The 15,161-nt window shown below is 71.8% G+C and carries 19 protein-coding genes; 18 read left to right on the forward strand and 1 reads right to left on the reverse strand.

All coding sequences use genetic code 11. From position 1 onward, the window contains the following. The first annotated feature begins 75 nt into the window (after positions 1 to 75). The gene (locus QRT05_RS06045; protein WP_289446041.1) at positions 76 to 408 is read left to right on the forward strand and encodes a TfoX/Sxy family protein; all 333 of its coding nucleotides are present in this window, start codon (positions 76 to 78) and stop codon (positions 406 to 408) included. Here QRT05_RS06045 and QRT05_RS06050 read toward each other — a convergent pair whose 3' ends face one another. Then, a complete protein-coding gene (locus tag QRT05_RS06050; protein ID WP_289446042.1) occupies positions 409 to 1,536 on the reverse strand; it encodes a glycosyltransferase family 4 protein in 1,128 nt (375 codons plus the stop codon). Between the two features lie 212 nt (positions 1,537 to 1,748). Here QRT05_RS06050 and rpmE point away from each other — a divergent pair, with 212 nt between their 5' ends. The 17 genes from rpmE to QRT05_RS06135 all read left to right on the forward strand — a co-directional run bounded on the left by rpmE (position 1,749) and on the right by QRT05_RS06135 (position 15,161). Then, complete coding sequence (rpmE, locus tag QRT05_RS06055; RefSeq protein ID WP_289446043.1) at positions 1,749 to 1,961, forward strand: 50S ribosomal protein L31; 213 nt, start codon at positions 1,749 to 1,751, stop codon at positions 1,959 to 1,961. Between the two features lie 155 nt (positions 1,962 to 2,116). Then, the gene (prfA, locus tag QRT05_RS06060; protein ID WP_289446044.1) at positions 2,117 to 3,202 is read left to right on the forward strand and encodes a peptide chain release factor 1; all 1,086 of its coding nucleotides are present in this window, start codon (positions 2,117 to 2,119) and stop codon (positions 3,200 to 3,202) included. Beyond that, positions 3,199 to 4,137 (forward strand): peptide chain release factor N(5)-glutamine methyltransferase, encoded by a 939-nt coding sequence (gene prmC, locus QRT05_RS06065; protein WP_289446045.1) that lies wholly within the window; start codon positions 3,199 to 3,201, stop codon positions 4,135 to 4,137. The genes prfA and prmC overlap by 4 nt, the downstream gene beginning before the upstream one ends. After that, entirely contained in the window at positions 4,134 to 4,799 is a 666-nt protein-coding gene (locus tag QRT05_RS06070) for an L-threonylcarbamoyladenylate synthase (RefSeq protein WP_289446046.1), read from the forward strand. The genes prmC and QRT05_RS06070 overlap by 4 nt, the downstream gene beginning before the upstream one ends. Then, a complete protein-coding gene (locus QRT05_RS06075) occupies positions 4,796 to 5,935 on the forward strand; it encodes an MraY family glycosyltransferase (RefSeq protein WP_289446047.1) in 1,140 nt (379 codons plus the stop codon). The genes QRT05_RS06070 and QRT05_RS06075 overlap by 4 nt, the downstream gene beginning before the upstream one ends. Further along, complete coding sequence (locus tag QRT05_RS06080; RefSeq protein WP_289446048.1) at positions 5,932 to 6,411, forward strand: hypothetical protein; 480 nt, start codon at positions 5,932 to 5,934, stop codon at positions 6,409 to 6,411. The genes QRT05_RS06075 and QRT05_RS06080 overlap by 4 nt, the downstream gene beginning before the upstream one ends. Positions 6,412 to 6,485: 74 nt before the next feature. Further along, positions 6,486 to 7,307: a F0F1 ATP synthase subunit A gene (atpB, locus tag QRT05_RS06085; protein ID WP_289446049.1), complete on the forward strand. Its 822-nt coding sequence runs from the start codon at positions 6,486 to 6,488 to the stop codon at positions 7,305 to 7,307. A 73-nt stretch (positions 7,308 to 7,380) separates the two neighbouring features. Next, complete coding sequence (atpE, locus tag QRT05_RS06090; RefSeq protein WP_289446126.1) at positions 7,381 to 7,611, forward strand: ATP synthase F0 subunit C; 231 nt, start codon at positions 7,381 to 7,383, stop codon at positions 7,609 to 7,611. After that, on the forward strand, positions 7,608 to 8,183 hold the full coding sequence (locus QRT05_RS06095; protein ID WP_407650300.1) for a F0F1 ATP synthase subunit B: 576 nt from the start codon (positions 7,608 to 7,610) through the stop codon (positions 8,181 to 8,183). The genes atpE and QRT05_RS06095 overlap by 4 nt, the downstream gene beginning before the upstream one ends. Then, positions 8,183 to 8,995: a F0F1 ATP synthase subunit delta gene (locus tag QRT05_RS06100; RefSeq protein WP_289446050.1), complete on the forward strand. Its 813-nt coding sequence runs from the start codon at positions 8,183 to 8,185 to the stop codon at positions 8,993 to 8,995. The genes QRT05_RS06095 and QRT05_RS06100 overlap by 1 nt, the downstream gene beginning before the upstream one ends. An 88-nt stretch (positions 8,996 to 9,083) precedes the next feature. Next, positions 9,084 to 10,712, forward strand: a complete 1,629-nt coding sequence (gene atpA / locus QRT05_RS06105; RefSeq protein ID WP_289446051.1) for a F0F1 ATP synthase subunit alpha — start codon at positions 9,084 to 9,086, stop codon at positions 10,710 to 10,712. A gap of 3 nt (positions 10,713 to 10,715) precedes the next feature. Next, complete coding sequence (locus tag QRT05_RS06110) at positions 10,716 to 11,609, forward strand: F0F1 ATP synthase subunit gamma (RefSeq protein WP_289446052.1); 894 nt, start codon at positions 10,716 to 10,718, stop codon at positions 11,607 to 11,609. Between the two features lie 56 nt (positions 11,610 to 11,665). Next, a complete protein-coding gene (atpD, locus tag QRT05_RS06115; RefSeq protein ID WP_289446053.1) occupies positions 11,666 to 13,147 on the forward strand; it encodes a F0F1 ATP synthase subunit beta in 1,482 nt (493 codons plus the stop codon). A 62-nt stretch (positions 13,148 to 13,209) separates the two neighbouring features. Beyond that, complete coding sequence (locus tag QRT05_RS06120; RefSeq protein WP_289446054.1) at positions 13,210 to 13,494, forward strand: F0F1 ATP synthase subunit epsilon; 285 nt, start codon at positions 13,210 to 13,212, stop codon at positions 13,492 to 13,494. Positions 13,495 to 13,506: 12 nt separating this feature from the next. After that, a complete protein-coding gene (locus QRT05_RS06125) occupies positions 13,507 to 13,914 on the forward strand; it encodes a DUF2550 family protein (protein WP_289446055.1) in 408 nt (135 codons plus the stop codon). A gap of 5 nt (positions 13,915 to 13,919) precedes the next feature. Next, positions 13,920 to 14,615 carry an endonuclease NucS gene (nucS, locus tag QRT05_RS06130; protein ID WP_289446056.1) on the forward strand — a complete coding sequence of 232 codons (696 nt, stop codon included), beginning with the start codon at positions 13,920 to 13,922 and terminating at the stop codon, positions 14,613 to 14,615. Between the two features lie 57 nt (positions 14,616 to 14,672). Then, the gene (locus tag QRT05_RS06135) at positions 14,673 to 15,161 is read left to right on the forward strand and encodes a hypothetical protein (RefSeq protein ID WP_289446057.1); all 489 of its coding nucleotides are present in this window, start codon (positions 14,673 to 14,675) and stop codon (positions 15,159 to 15,161) included.

Raw genomic sequence — 15,161 nt, forward strand, 5'->3', positions numbered from 1 at the left:
TCCGATTTGAGCTGCGCGGGCAATGTCCGAGCCCGGTGCCAGGATCGACGCACGGCCGCACGGAGAGGATGTGCCATGTTCGACGACGACCTGGCGAGGCGGATCCGTCCCCTCGTCTCACGGCGCGACGACGTCGTGGAGAAGAAGATGTTCGGCGGGCTGGCCTTCCTGGTCGGCGGCCACATGGCGGTGGCGGCGAGCGGGCGCGGCGGGCTCATGGTGCGCGTACCCCCGGAGCGGCACGACGAGCTGCTCGCGGAGCCAGGTGCCGCGCCCATGGAGATGCGCGGGCGCTCGACGCCGGGTTGGCTCCGCGTCGAGGCGGGTGCCGTGGAGGACGACGACGAGCTCGCGCACTGGGTCGGCATCGGGGTGGACCACGCCGGCAGCCTGCCGCCCAAGGAGTAGCTACGCGCCGAGGTACTCCCGGCAGCGTGCGGCGATGTCGTCCCACTGCCAGTCGGCCTGCGCGCGGATGCGGCCGGCCTCGCCCATCGCCCGTGCCCTCTCCCGGTCGGTGAGCAGCTCGACGACCCGCTCGGCGATCTCGGCGGGCGAGGTCGGGTCCACCACGTAACCCGTCACGCCGTCGTCGACGGCGTCCGGCGCACCGCCGGAGCGACCGACGATGACGGGCTTGCCGCACGACGCCGCCTCGAGGAACACGATGCCGAGCCCCTCCGGCTCGAGGCCCGCGAGCCGGGTGCGCGACGGCATCGCGAACACGTCGGCGGCGTCGAAGTACGGCGGGATCTTCGCCCACGTGACGGGTCCGGTGAACGTGACGGCGTCGCCCAGGCCGAGCCGTGCGACCGCCTTCTCGAGCGTCGGGCGGTGCTTGCCGTCGCCCACGATCAGCAGCCGCGCGCCGGGAACCGCGCGCCGCACGGCGGGCCACGCCGCGATGAGCTGGTCCTGGCCCTTGCGGGCCACGAGCCGGGCCGCGCACACGACGAGCGGAGCGTCGCCGATCCCCAGCTCCGCGCGCACCTCGTCGCCGCCGCAGCCCGGGTAGAAGCGCTCCGAGTCGACGCCGGGCGCCAGCCGCTGCTGGTGCGAGCGACCGGCGGGGGACAGGCCGCGCGCGATCTGGTCCCGGCACCATCCGGAGATGTAGGTCAGGACGTCGACCGAGTCGCCGATGCGGCGCAGCAGCGAGCGCATCACCGGCACGCGCGCCCACCACACCTCGTGCCCGTGCGTGATGGCCACCACCCGCTGCGCCCCGGCGGCGCGCAGGGCGGGCGCGAGGAGCCCCAGCGGGGCCGAGGCTCCGAACAGCACCCGGTCGCAGCCGTGCTCCTGGAACGCGCGCACCACGTCGCGCCGGACTCGGCGGGTCGGGAGCAGCATCGACGTGCGGTCGCGCACCACGGGATAGGGGAGGGCGGCGTCGTACGCGGTGTCGCCTGGCATGGAGGACGTGTAGACGACCACCTCGCCCGCGGGGAACCGGTCGCACAGCGCGGCGACGAAGGCCTCGATCCCGCCCTGGCGCGTCGGGAAGTCGTTGGTCACGACGAGCGTGCGCGGCACAGGGGTCCTCCAGGGGGTCGGGGCCGGGCCATCCTACGAGGCCAGGCCCGCGCGGCACGTGCGCGGGCGCCTTCGGGGGCGAGCCGAGATCACGCTCCCGAACGGGAAGATTTCGGCTGGGACGCCTGTTCTGGCAGAATGTCCCGCTGGTCTGCGGTTCACCTGCGCGAGTCACGTGCGGGACCCGGAGACACCCGAACGAGGAGATCCTTGTGAAGTCTGACATCCACCCGGAGTACGTGGCCACCGAGGTCACGTGCACCTGCGGCAACACGTTCATCACGCGCTCGACCGTGACGAGCGGCAAGATCCACGCCGACGTCTGCAGCGCCTGCCACCCGTTCTACACGGGCAAGCAGAAGATCCTCGACACCGGCGGCCGCGTCGCCCGCTTCGAGGCTCGCTACGGCAAGAAGGCCAACTAGCACCCTCACAGCGCCGGTGCCCGGCGCGGACGACTGCCCTCCATGGCAGTGTCCGCGCGGGCGCCGGCGCTGTGGCGTTTCCCGGGCGGACCGCCCGGTGCGAGTCCGCCGCGCGCCCCGTCCCGGCGGATCGACCCGATGACAGGAGCTCGACCGTGAGCGACGCGTTCGCCGCCGCCCTCCCGCTGCTCGCCGAGCACGCGCAGATCGAGGCGCAGCTGGCGGATCCCGCGGTGCACGCCGACGCCGGCCGTGCGCGCACTCTGGGGCGCCGCTACGCCGAGCTGGGTCGCGTCGCCGCGGCCTACCGGGCCTGGCAGTCCGCCACCGACGACGCGCAGGCTGCCGCCGAGCTGGCCGAGGACCCCGCGTTCGCCGCGGAGCTGCCCGAGCTGCAGGCCGCCGCCGACGAGGCCGCCGCGCGGCTGCGCAACGTGCTGATCCCGCGCGACCCCGACGACGCGCGCGACGTGATCCTCGAGGTCAAGGCCGGCGAGGGCGGCGAGGAGTCCGCGCTGTTCGCGGGCGACCTGCTGCGCATGTACACGCGCTATGCCGAGCGCATGGGCTGGGCCACCCAGCTGCTCGAGGCCACCGAGTCGGACCTGGGCGGTTACAAGGACGTGCAGCTCGCGGTGAAGTCCCGCGGTGCGACCGCGCCCGAGGACGGCGTGTGGGCGCACCTGAAGTACGAGGGCGGCGTGCACCGCGTCCAGCGCGTGCCGGTCACCGAGTCGCAGGGCCGCATCCACACGTCGGCCGCCGGCGTGCTCGTCTTCCCCGAGGCCGACGACGAGGGCGAGGTCGAGATCGACCCGAACGACCTGCGGATCGACGTCTACCGCTCGTCCGGCCCGGGTGGCCAGTCCGTCAACACGACCGACTCCGCCGTCCGCATCACGCACGTGCCCACCGGCATCGTCGTCTCGATGCAGAACGAGAAGTCGCAGCTGCAGAACCGGGAGCAGGCCATGCGGGTGCTGCGCGCGCGGCTGCTCGCGGCCCGGCAGGAGGAGGCTGCGGCCGCGGCGAGCGTCGCCCGGCGGTCCCAGGTGCGCACGGTGGACCGCTCGGAGCGGATCCGCACCTACAACTTCCCCGAGAACCGGATCGCCGACCACCGCACCGGCTACAAGGCGTACAACCTCGACGCCGTGCTCGCGGGCGACCTGCAGCCAGTGGTGCAGTCGGCCATCGACGCCGACGAGGCGGCGCGCCTGGCCGCAGCGGCGGAGCAGTGAGCGCCGGCGCAGGAGACGGTGGTCCCGGGGACTCGCGCGGCCCACTGGGCGTCCGGGACCTGGTCGAGGGTGCGGCCCGGGTGCTCGCCGAGGCGGGCGTGGCCTCTCCGCGGGTGGACGCCACCGAGCTGGCCGCGTTCGCCCTCGGCCTGGACCGGCTCGACCTCGTGCTCGCGCCCGCCGCTCCCGAGGGCTTCGCGTCGCGGTACGCGGAGCTCGTCGAGCGCCGTCGCGTGCGCGAGCCCCTGCAGCACATCACCGGACGGACCGGGTTCCGCTACCTGACGATGGTCGTCGAGCCCGGCGTGTTCGTCCCGCGCCCGGAGACCGAGGTGGTCGCGCAGGCGGCCGTCGACGAGGCCGCCCACCTGGCGAGTGCCGGTCGCCGGCCGGTCGTCGTCGACCTGTGCACCGGTGCCGGCGGCATCGCGGTCTCGGTGGCCAGCGAGGTGGGCGGTGCGCGCGTCTGGGCGGTCGACGCCTCGCCGGCCGCCGTCGCGCTGACCGCCCGCAACGCCGAGCTCGCCGGCGCGGACGTCGCGGTGCAGCACGGCGACGTCCGCGACCCCGGCCTGCTGGCCGAGCTCGACGGCCTGGTCGACGTGCTCGTCTCGAACCCTCCCTACATCCCCCCGGACGCGGTACCCGTCGATCCCGAGGTCCGCGACCACGACCCCGACCTCGCGCTCTACGGCGGCGGGGCGGACGGGCTGGACGTCCCGCGCGCCGTGATCGCCGCCGCCGCGCGGCTGCTCGCGCCGGGCGGCCTGCTCGTGATGGAGCACGCTGAGGTCCAGGACGCTCGGGCCCGCGCCGCGGCCGAGCAGACCGGGGCCTTCACCGACGTCGCGAGCAGGCCCGACCTCACCGGCCGGCCGCGCATGCTCGTCGCGCGTCGGATCGGGGCCGGGGGCGTGAAAGACTCGCAGCCGTGAACGAGCGGATCCGACCCGCGGGAGACCCGACCAGCTGGGGCCCGGCCGTCGACGAGGCGGTCAACGCCCTGGCGCGCGGAGGCCTCGTCGTCCTGCCCACCGACACCGTCTACGGCATCGCGGCCGACGCCTTCGCGCCGACCGCCGTGCAGGCGCTCCTGGACGCGAAGGGGAGGGGTCGGCAGATGCCCCCGCCCGTCCTCATCCCGGCCGTCGCCACCATGGCGGGGCTGGCCACGGACGTCCCGGACGCGGCGCACGCCCTGGCCGAGGCGTTCTGGCCGGGCGGGCTGACGATCATCGTCGCCGCCCAGCCGTCGCTCGCGTGGGACCTGGGCGAGACGCACGGCACCGTGGCGCTGCGCGTGCCCGACCACGACACCGCGCTCGCGCTGCTGCGTCGCACGGGCCCCCTCGCGGTCTCGAGCGCGAACCGCACCGGCTCGGCGGCTGCGCTCACGGCGGGCGAGGCGTTCGAGCAGCTCGGCGCATCCGTCGACGTCTACCTCGACGCCGGTCAGACGCCGGGGCAGGTGGCCTCGAGCATCGTCGACGCGACCACCCCGACCCTGCGTCTGGTGCGCGCCGGTGCCATCAGCCTCGAGCAGCTCCGCGAGGTCGCGCACGTGGTGGGCCCGGACGACGAGGGCGCCCCCGGGTGAGGGTCTACCTGCTCGTCCTGCTCCTCGCCGCGGCGGTCGCCTACCTCGCGACGCCGCTCGCGCGCTGGTGCGCCCTGCGCTGGGGTGCCATCACCGCGGTGCGGGACCGGGACGTGCACGCCATCCCCACCCCGCGCCTGGGCGGCATGGCCATGTTCGCGGGCATGGGCATCGCCATCGTCATGGCGAGCCAGCTCCCCTTCCTCTCCGGGGTGTACGACAACCCCCGGCCGCTCGTCGGGATCATCGGCGGCGGTGCGCTGGTGTGCGCGCTCGGCGTGGCCGACGACATCTGGGACCTCGACTGGCTCACCAAGCTCATGGGACAGGTGCTCGCCGCGGGCTTCCTGGCCTGGCAGGGCGTGCAGCTCTACCAGCTGCCCATCGGGGGCGTGACGGTCGGCTCGACGCGGATGTGGACGTTCCTGACCATCCTCACGGTGGTCATCGCCATGAACGCCGTGAACTTCGTCGACGGGCTGGACGGGCTGGCTGCCGGCGTCCTCGCGATCGGCGGCACCGCCTTCCTGCTGTACTCCTACCTGCTCACCAAGAGCACCAGCTCGGACTACGCGAGCCTCGCGACGCTCGTGCTCGCGGTGCTGGTGGGCGCCTGCGTGGGCTTCCTGCCGCACAACGTCTACCCGGCCCGCATCTTCATGGGCGACTCGGGCGCGATGCTGCTCGGGTTCGTGTTCTCGGCCGCGGCGGTGGTGCTGACCGGGCAGATCGACCCCGAGTCCGTCTCCGAGCGCGCCAGCTTCCCCGCCTTCCTGCCCATGCTCCTGCCGTTCGCGGTGCTCCTGCTCCCGCTGCTGGACATGGCGCTCGCCCTGGTCCGGCGCGTCGGAGCGGGCAAGTCGCCGTTCCACCCGGACCGGATGCACCTGCACCACCGGCTGCTCGCGCTGGGCCACTCGCACCGCCGGGCCGTGGTCATCATGTACGTGTGGACCGCGGTGATCGCGTTCGGCGTCGCGGCGCTCGTGACGTTCTCGACGACGGTCGTCCTGTGGCTGCTCGCCGCGGGCGTCGTCCTCGCGCTGCTCGCCACGCTCGGCCCGCTCCGCGGCCGCCGCAAGCCCGCCCCCGCCGTCCTGCTGGACCCTGACAAGACCCCGGAGACCGCCCGATGAGCACCCCCGCCCAGCCCGCCCCGCTGTCCGAGGCGGCCGCGGCCGACGCCTTCCGGCGCGCCCTTCGCGACATGTTCTGGCTGCTCGGGGCCCTGCTGGTGGTCGGCGTCGGCGTCGGCGCCCTGGTGGACGGCCTCGAGGGCGTGTGGGGTGCCCTCATCGGGGTCGCGCTCGCGCTCGTGTTCTCGGGCACCACGGTGGTCTCGGTGCTGCGCACGGTGAACACCACCCCGGCCCACACCACGGCCGTCATCATGGGTGCCTGGCTGGGCAAGATCGTGGTCGTCTTCGTCGCCCTGGCGGTGCTCGCGCAGTTCGACTTCTACAACCGCATGGTGCTCGGCCTGGTGCTCTTCGCGGGCGTCCTGGGGTCGGCCGTGCTGGACCTGCGGGCCGTGCAGCGAGGCCGCATCCCGTACGTCGAGCCGGCGGCGCCGGACGGCCCTGGGACGGGTCCTGAACCCGCCGATTCATAGGTTAGGCTTCCCCCAACCACGACGGCCGACCGCGCTGAGTGTGCCTGCGCTGACGCGGCACCGCGCATCGAACTTTGGAGACCGCCCTGTCCAGCCTTGCGACGATCCTGCCGCTCGCCGCGGATGACAGTGAATTCCACGCGCCGTCCCTCGCGGACTTCTTCCCGCCGGCCGTCCTCTTCGAGGGCACCCCCTTCGAGATCAACCGGATCATGATCGTCCGGTTCATCGCGACCGCGGCGCTCATCATCATCATCACCCTCGCCGCGAAGCGCGCGAAGCTCGTGCCGGGTCGCGGCCAGGTGATCATCGAGATGGTGGTCAACTTCGCCCGCAAGGGCATCGCCGAGGAGATCCTGGGCGAGAAGCTCGGCCGCAAGTACGCGCCGATCATCACCACGATCCTGTTCTCCGTGTTCTTCCTGAACATCACCGGCGTGGTGCCGTTCCTGAACATCGCGGGAACGTCCGTCATCGGGCTCCCGCTGATCTTCGCCCTGTGGGTGTTCGCCCTGTACCTCATCGACGCGGTGCGGGCGCTCGGGGTCGGCGGCTTCCTCAAGGGCCAGCTCTTCCCGCCCGGTGTGCCGAAGTTCGTCTACATCGTGCTGACGCCGGTCGAGTTCCTGCAGGTCTTCCTGCTGCGCCCCGCGACGCTGACCATCCGACTCTTCGCCAACATGATGGCCGGGCACCTGCTGCTCGCGCTGTGCTTCTCGGCCACGTCGTTCCTCTTCCTGCACGCGGCCGGTGGGCTCAAGGTCCTCGGCGTCGTCACCTTCGCCGGTGGCGTCGCGTTCTTCCTGCTGGAGGTGTTCGTCGCCGCGCTGCAGGCGTACGTGTTCGCCATCCTCACGGCGGTGTACCTGCAGATGGCCATCGAGCCGGATCACTGACAGACACTTCTGACCGCGGCAGGTCGCACACGTGATCCGCCGCCCCACCCCGGACGCGCCGCGTGGCGCGCAGATGAAAGGAACCACACCAGTGGAGATCACCGGCAACCTCGCGGTCATTGGCTACGGCCTCGCCGCCATCGGCCCCGGCATCGGTCTGGGCATCCTGTTCGGCAAGACCATCGAGAGCATGGCGCGTCAGCCCGAGATGTCGGGTCAGCTGCGTTCGACCATGTTCATCGGCCTCGCCTTCATCGAGGTGTTCGGTCTGCTCGGCCTCGTGACGCCGTTCATCTTCAAGTGATCGGCACCGCGATTACCGGCCTCCTGACAGCTGCGGAGGAGGCCGAGACGCCCAACCCGCTGCTCCCGGAGACCTACGACATCGTCTGGTCGCTGGTCATCGTGATCATCCTCGGCTTCGTGTTCCTCAAGTACGCGCTGCCGAAGATCCAGGCCGTGCTCGACGAGCGCACCGAGCTGGTCGAGGGTGGCCTGGCCAAGGCCGAGAACGCCCAGGCCGAGGCGGCTGCCGCGCTGGTCGAGTACCAGCAGCAGCTCAACGACGCCCGCACCGAGGCTGCCCGCATCCGCGAGGAGGCGCGCGCCGAGGGCTCGGCCATCGTCGCGGAGTCGCGCACGCGCGCGGCCGCCGAGGCCGCGCGGATCGTCGAGAACGCTCAGCGTCAGATCGAGGCGGAGCGCCTGCAGGCGAGCGTCGCGCTGCGCAACGAGGTCGGCACGCTGGCGACGGACCTGGCGTCCAAGATCGTCGGCGAGTCGCTCGAGGACGACGCACGTCGTTCGCGCGTCGTCGAGCGCTTCCTGGACGAGCTCGAGGCAAGCACCGCTGCGGACGCAGGTAAGGGGAACTGATGCGTGGGACGAGTCGGGCGTCGCTGGATGCCGCGGAGGGCCGGTTCGAGCCGGTCCTCGGCGCCGCCGGCGCCAAGGCCTCGGTGCTCGGGGAGCAGCTGTTCGCGCTCGTCGACGCGCTGGACCACTCCGGCTCGCTGCGCCGGACCCTGGCAGACCCGTCCATCCCGGCCGCGCCCAAGGCCGCCCTGGTGGCACAGCTGCTCAAGGACGCCGAGCCGGCCGTGATCGAGGCGGCCCAGGGTCTCGTGGGTGCCCGGTGGTCGGACGACCGCGATCTCGCGGACGCGGCCGAGCACCTGGGCTTCCACGCGCTCCTGGCGGACGCCGAGGCGCGGGGACAGCTCGACCGTGTCGAGGAGGAGCTGTTCCGCCTCACGCGTGCGCTGGTCGGGGAGCGCGAGGTGCGTCAGACGCTGTTCGACGACAAGATCCCGGGCTCGGCCCGGGCGGCTCTGGTCGACCAGATCCTGGCCGACCGTGCGGACCCCAGCACCGCGGCCATCGCTCGGCGCGCGGCGGCCGCCCCTCGGGGCCGTCGTTACGTGGCCACGCTGGGGCACATCGCGGACCTGATCGCGGAGCGGCGGCAGCGGCAGGTGGCGACGGTGACGGCCGCCGCGCCGCTCACGTCGGCGCAGCGCGACCGGCTCGCCTCGATCCTGGAGCGCGCCTACGGCCGCGCCGTCCAGATCAACGAGGTGCACGACACGCAGGTGCTCGGTGGCCTGCGCATCCAGGTGGGGCCGAACGTCGTCGACTCGACGGTGCTCGCCCGCCTGGCGGACGCCCGCCGACGAGTGGCCAGCTGAACCAGCGTCACCCCGCGCGCCGCATCACGGCGAGCACCACGACATGTGAGACCGCACGCACCCCGTGCGATGGACGAGGAGAAGAGCAATGGCTGAGCTGACGATCAGGCCGGAGGAGATCCGCGCCGCGCTGGACAGCTTCGTGCAGTCCTACGAGCCGAGCGGAGTCGTCTCGGAAGAGGTCGGCCGCGTCACCCTCTCGGGCGACGGCATCGCCCAGGTCGAGGGCCTCCCGGGCGCGATGGCCAACGAGCTGCTGCGCTTCGAGGACGGCACGCTGGGCCTGGCGCTGAACCTCGACGTGCGCGAGATCGGTGTCGTGGTGCTCGGTGAGTTCACCGGCATCGAGGAGGGCCAGGAGGTCCGCCGCACGGGCGAGGTCCTGTCCGTGCCCGTCGGTGACGGCTACCTCGGCCGCGTCGTCGACCCGCTGGGCGAGCCCATCGACGGCCTGGGTGCCATCGAGACGGACGCCCGCCGCGCGCTCGAGCTGCAGGCCCCCGGCGTCATGGCCCGCAAGTCGGTCCACGAGCCGCTGCAGACCGGCCTCAAGGCCATCGACTCGATGATCCCGATCGGCCGCGGCCAGCGCCAGCTCATCATCGGCGACCGCCAGACCGGCAAGACGGCCATCGCGATCGACACGATCATCAACCAGAAGGCCAACTGGGAGTCCGGCGACGAGTCGAAGCAGGTGCGCTGCATCTACGTCGCCATCGGTCAGAAGGGCTCCACGATCGCTGCCGTCCGTGGCGCGCTCGAGGAGGCCGGCGCGCTGGAGTACACGACGATCGTCGCCGCTCCCGCCTCGGACCCCGCGGGCTTCAAGTACCTCGCGCCGTACACCGGCTCGGCCATCGGCCAGCACTGGATGTACCAGGGCAAGCACGTGCTGATCGTCTTCGACGACCTGTCGAAGCAGGCCGAGGCCTACCGCGCCGTCTCGCTGCTGCTGCGCCGCCCGCCGGGCCGCGAGGCCTACCCCGGTGACGTCTTCTACCTGCACTCCCGCCTGCTGGAGCGTTGCGCCAAGCTGTCCGACGAGCTGGGCGCCGGCTCGATGACCGGTCTGCCGGTCATCGAGACCAAGGCGAACGACGTCTCGGCGTACATCCCCACCAACGTCATCTCGATCACGGACGGGCAGATCTTCCTGCAGTCCGACCTGTTCAACGCCGACCAGCGCCCTGCCGTCGACGTCGGCATCTCGGTGTCCCGCGTCGGCGGTGCCGCCCAGGTCAAGGCGATGAAGTCGGTCTCCGGCACGCTGAAGCTCGACCTGGCGCAGTTCCGTTCGCTCGAGGCGTTCGCCATGTTCGCGTCCGACCTCGACGCCACGAGCCGCGCGCAGCTGGCCCGTGGTGCTCGCCTCACCGAGCTCCTCAAGCAGGGTCAGTACAGCCCCTTCTCGGTGGAGGAGCAGGTCGCGTCGATCTGGGCCGGCACCAAGGGCAAGCTCGACGACGTCCCGGTCGAGGACGTGCGCCGGTTCGAGAGCGAGCTGCTGGACCACCTCAAGCGCAACACGGACGTGCTGACGACGATCGCGTCGACCGGCAAGCTCGAGGACGCCACGGAGAAGGCCCTCGGCGACGCCGTCGACACCTTCCGCCAGGGCTTCCTCAAGGCGGACGGCTCCCCGCTGGTCGGCGGCGAGTCGGACGATGCAGAGGTCGACGTCGAGCAGGAGCAGATCGTCCGGCAGAAGAAGGCCTGATCGATGGCCGGTCTGCAGCGCGTCTACAAGCAGCGCATCAAGTCCACCCAGGCGCTCAAGAAGATGTTCCGGGCGCAGGAGCTCATCGCGGCTTCGCGCATCGGTCGTGCGCGGGACCGGGTCAAGATGGCTGCGCCGTACTCGCAGGCGATCACGCGTGCGGTCTCGGCGGTCGCGACGCACTCCAACGTCACGCACCCGTTCCTCGTGGAGCGGACGGACACCACGCGCGTCGCGGTGCTGGTCATCGCGTCGGACCGCGGCATGGCGGGCGCCTACTCGGCGAGCGTCATCCGCGAGACGGAGCGGCTCGTGGCGAACCTCGAGCGTGAGGGCAAGCAGGTGGCTCTCTACGTCTCGGGCCGCCGCGCGGTGAGCTACTACACCTTCCGGGGTCGCGACATCGAGGGCGCCTGGTCGGGCCACTCGGACGCGCCGACCACGGAGGTCGCCGGTGAGATCGCCGAGGCCATCCTCGACGCCTTCCGGGCGCCGGCGGACCAGGGCGGCGTGGCCGAGGTGCACGTCGTCTACACGCAGTTCGTCAACATGGTCACGCAGCGTCCGCACCTGATCCGGCTGCTGCCGCTCGAGATCGTCGAGGGCGTCGCGCCGGTCGAGGACGCCGACACGCTGCCGCTGTACGAGTTCGAGCCGGAGCCCGCCGTGGTTCTGGACGCCCTGCTGCCGCGCTACGTGCGCAGCCGCATCTACGCGAGCCTCCTGCAGGCCGCCGCGTCCGAGCTGGCCGCCCGCCAGCGCGCGATGCACACGGCGACCGAGAACGCCGAGGACCTCATCCGGATGTACACCCGGCTGGCCAACCAGGCCCGTCAGGGCGAGATCACGCAGGAGATCAGCGAGATCGTCTCGGGCGCAGACGCGCTCGCCTCCTGATCGCCACCCCCCAGAGCCAGACCCCAGCGAGACACACCAACGAAGCGAGGCCAGACATGACCGCCACCACCGTCGACGAGACGGCCGCCACCGCCGGCACGCCCGGCGTGGGTCGGGTCGCCCGCGTCATCGGCCCGATCGTGGACATCGAGTTCCCCGCGGACCAGCTCCCCGAGCTCTACAACGCGCTCACGGTCGACATCGACCTGTCGAGCCAGGGCGAGGGCGAGAGCAGCTTCACGATGACCCTCGAGGTCGCCCAGCACCTCGGCGACTCGCTGGTCCGCGCCATCGCGCTCAAGCCGACCGACGGCCTGGTCCGCGGCGCGCACGTGACCGACACCGGCGCTCCGATCTCCGTCCCCGTGGGCGACATCACCAAGGGCCACGTCTTCAACGTGACCGGTGAGGTGCTCAACCTCAAGGAGGGCGAGACGTTCGAGGTGACCGAGCGGTGGCCCATCCACCGCAAGCCCCCGGCCTTCGACCAGCTCGAGAGCAAGACGCAGATGTTCGAGACGGGCATCAAGGTCATCGACCTGCTGACGCCCTACGTCACGGGCGGGAAGATCGGCCTCTTCGGCGGTGCGGGCGTCGGCAAGACGGTCCTCATCCAGGAGATGATCCAGCGCGTCGCCCAGAACCACGGCGGTGTGTCGGTCTTCGCCGGCGTCGGCGAGCGCACGCGTGAGGGCAACGACCTCATCGTCGAGATGGAGGAGGCGGGCGTCTTCGACAAGACCGCCCTCGTCTTCGGCCAGATGGACGAGCCGCCGGGCACGCGTCTGCGCGTCGCGCTGTCGGCGCTGACGATGGCGGAGTACTTCCGCGACGTGCAGAAGCAGGACGTGCTGCTCTTCATCGACAACATCTTCCGCTTCACGCAGGCCGGCTCCGAGGTCTCCACGCTGCTCGGCCGCATGCCGTCCGCGGTGGGCTACCAGCCCAACCTGGCCGACGAGATGGGCATCCTGCAGGAGCGCATCACCTCCACGCGTGGTCACTCGATCACGTCGCTGCAGGCCATCTACGTGCCCGCCGACGACTACACCGACCCGGCGCCGGCGACGACGTTCGCGCACCTCGACGCCACCACGGAGCTCAGCCGCGAGATCGCGTCCCGCGGTCTGTACCCGGCCGTGGACCCGCTGTCGTCGACGAGCCGCATCCTCGACCCGCGCTACGTGGGCCAGGAGCACTACGACGTGGCGACGCAGGTGAAGTCGATCCTGCAGCGCAACAAGGAGCTCCAGGACATCATCGCGATCCTCGGTGTCGACGAACTCTCGGAGGAGGACAAGACGGTCGTGGCGCGTGCGCGCCGCATCCAGCAGTTCCTCTCGCAGAACACCTACATGGCCGAGAAGTTCACCGGTGTCGAGGGATCCACGGTCCCCGTCGCCGAGACGGTCGAGGCGTTCAAGAAGATCGCCGCCGGCGAGTTCGACCACATGGCCGAGCAGGCGTTCTTCAACATCGGTGGCCTCGAGGACCTCGAGCGCAACTGGGCCCGCATCCAGAAGGAGTACGGCGTCTGACATCCCCGTAGTGCGCCGGACGCGTCCCGTGAGGGGCGCCGCACAGCAACCAAGGAGGATCCGTGGCATCGCTCGAGGTCGACCTCGTCGCCACCGACGGCAAGGTCTGGACGGGCACGGCCCGCCAGCTGATCGCGCCCGCCGGCGACGGTGAGATCGGCATCCTCGCCGGTCACACTCCTGTCCTGACGATCCTGCGCGAGGGCGAGGTCCGCGTGTACCCCGAGGGTGGCGGGCCGGTCGAGCGCTGGCACGTCGACGGCGGGTTCATGTCGTTCGACGACAACCGCGCCACGATCGTGGTCGACGCGGTCAGCCGCACGACGTCGGCGTCCTCGGGGCACTGAGGTCGTACCGCGGTGCCCACCTTCGTCTCCGTCGCGCTGGTGTGTGCGCTGGTCACGGCGGGTGTCCTGACCGGTCTGTGGGCATCCCGGACGCGCACGCTGAGCCACCGGGTGGGCTCCTTCCGCTGCTCGGTGGGCCGCACGGGGGCGGGCCCCTGGTCCGCGGGTATCGCGCAGTACGGCACTGAGCACCTGTACTGGTGGCGTCACCTCTCCCTCGCCCCGCGACCCGGTCACCGCTGGCAGCGCTGCGGCCTCGCCGTGGTGGAGCGCGTCGACGCCGGGCACGGTGACGTGGTGGTCACGTGCCGGACCGCGGCCTCGTCCGCGAAGCTGTACCTGTTGATGAGCCGTGGGGCCTACGAGGGCCTCACGTCCTGGATCGAGGCGACGCCGTCGCGCGTGGACTCGGTGATCTGAGGGTCGTGCGTCTGGTCGTCGCGTCCTGCGCCGCGCGCTACAGCGGTCGCCTCAATGCCCACCTTCCCCGTGCCACCCGTCTCGTCGTGGTCAAGTCCGACGGCAGCGTGCTGCTGCACTCGGACGGCGGCTCGTACAAGCCGCTCAACTGGATGAGCCCCCCCTGCTCGCTCGCCGTGAGCGAGCCCGACGACGAGTCCCGCGCGGCCGGCGTCACGCAGGTCTGGACCGTCCAGCACGCCAAGTCCGACGACCGTCTGGTGATCGACCTGTACGAGGTGCTGAGCGACTCCGCGCACGACCTGGGCGTCGACCCCGGCCTGATCAAGGACGGCGTCGAGGCGCACCTGCAGGAGCTGCTGGCGGCCCAGATCGGCCTCCTCGGCAGCGGGCACACGCTGATCAGGCGCGAGTTCCCGACAGCCATCGGGCCGGTCGACATCCTGGCGCGCGACGCGACCGGGGCGACCGTCGCCATCGAGATCAAGCGCCGTGGCGACATCGACGGCGTCGAGCAGCTCACCCGATACCTCGAGCTCCTCAACCGGGACCCGCACCTCGCGCCGGTGCGCGGGGTCTTCGCGGCCCAGGAGATCAAGCCGCAGGCGCGCGTGCTCGCCACCGACCGCGGCATCGGGTGCCTGGTGCTCGACTACGACGCCATGAAGGGCGTCGACGACGTGGACTCGCGCCTGTTCTGAGGGGCCGATCGGGGGACCTTCCGCACCCCGGCGCCAGCCGCGTGGCACGATGCGCTCGTGCAACCTGAGAACGTGCCGCCGGTCCGCGGCGTAGCGGCGATCGCCATGCTCAACCTGCGGTGCGTGGCGGTGCTGCTCATGGTCAACGTGCTCGTCGGAGCCGTCGGGGCGTTCCTCGGATCGGGGACGACGGGGATCCAGGTGGCGGTGCTCTTCGTGCTGATCGCCTGCATCCCGGTGGCCCTCGTGGGCTTCCCGGCGGGGCTGCTCACCGCCCACCTGCTCCGGCACGTGCGGCGCGAGTGGGTGCACGTCGCGGTGTTCGCCGCGGTGGGTGCCGCCCTCGCGGCGCTCATGATCGGGGTGTGGGGCCACTCGGTCGCCCTGGCGGTGATCGGCGCCGTCGAGGGCACGCTGGGCGCGGGAGGTGCGCGGTGGTGGAGCGGCAACGCGCACGCCCGGGCCGCGCTCGCGCGCCCACGCCTGCCCCGTCCCGAGCCCGAGGACGCCCTCGTCGACGCCCAGCTCGAGCGCGGTCCTCGATAG

Origin of the sequence: Cellulomonas edaphi, from assembly GCF_030362815.1 — a bacterium.
Classification (GTDB): Bacteria; Actinomycetota; Actinomycetes; order Actinomycetales; family Cellulomonadaceae; genus Cellulomonas; species Cellulomonas edaphi.

Excerpts from the sequence above, each read along its gene's own strand:
- QRT05_RS06045 (WP_289446041.1), top strand. The coding sequence starts at position 76 with ATGTTCGACGACGACCTGGCGAGGCGGATCCGTCCCCTCGTCTCACGG.
- QRT05_RS06080 (WP_289446048.1), top strand. The coding sequence starts at position 5,932 with ATGAGCACCCCCGCCCAGCCCGCCCCGCTGTCCGAGGCGGCCGCGGCC.
- atpE (WP_289446126.1), top strand. The coding sequence starts at position 7,381 with ATGAAAGGAACCACACCAGTGGAGATCACCGGCAACCTCGCGGTCATT.
- QRT05_RS06100 (WP_289446050.1), top strand. The coding sequence starts at position 8,183 with ATGCGTGGGACGAGTCGGGCGTCGCTGGATGCCGCGGAGGGCCGGTTC.
- atpA (WP_289446051.1), top strand. The coding sequence starts at position 9,084 with ATGGCTGAGCTGACGATCAGGCCGGAGGAGATCCGCGCCGCGCTGGAC.
- QRT05_RS06110 (WP_289446052.1), top strand. The coding sequence starts at position 10,716 with ATGGCCGGTCTGCAGCGCGTCTACAAGCAGCGCATCAAGTCCACCCAG.
- atpD (WP_289446053.1), top strand. The coding sequence starts at position 11,666 with ATGACCGCCACCACCGTCGACGAGACGGCCGCCACCGCCGGCACGCCC.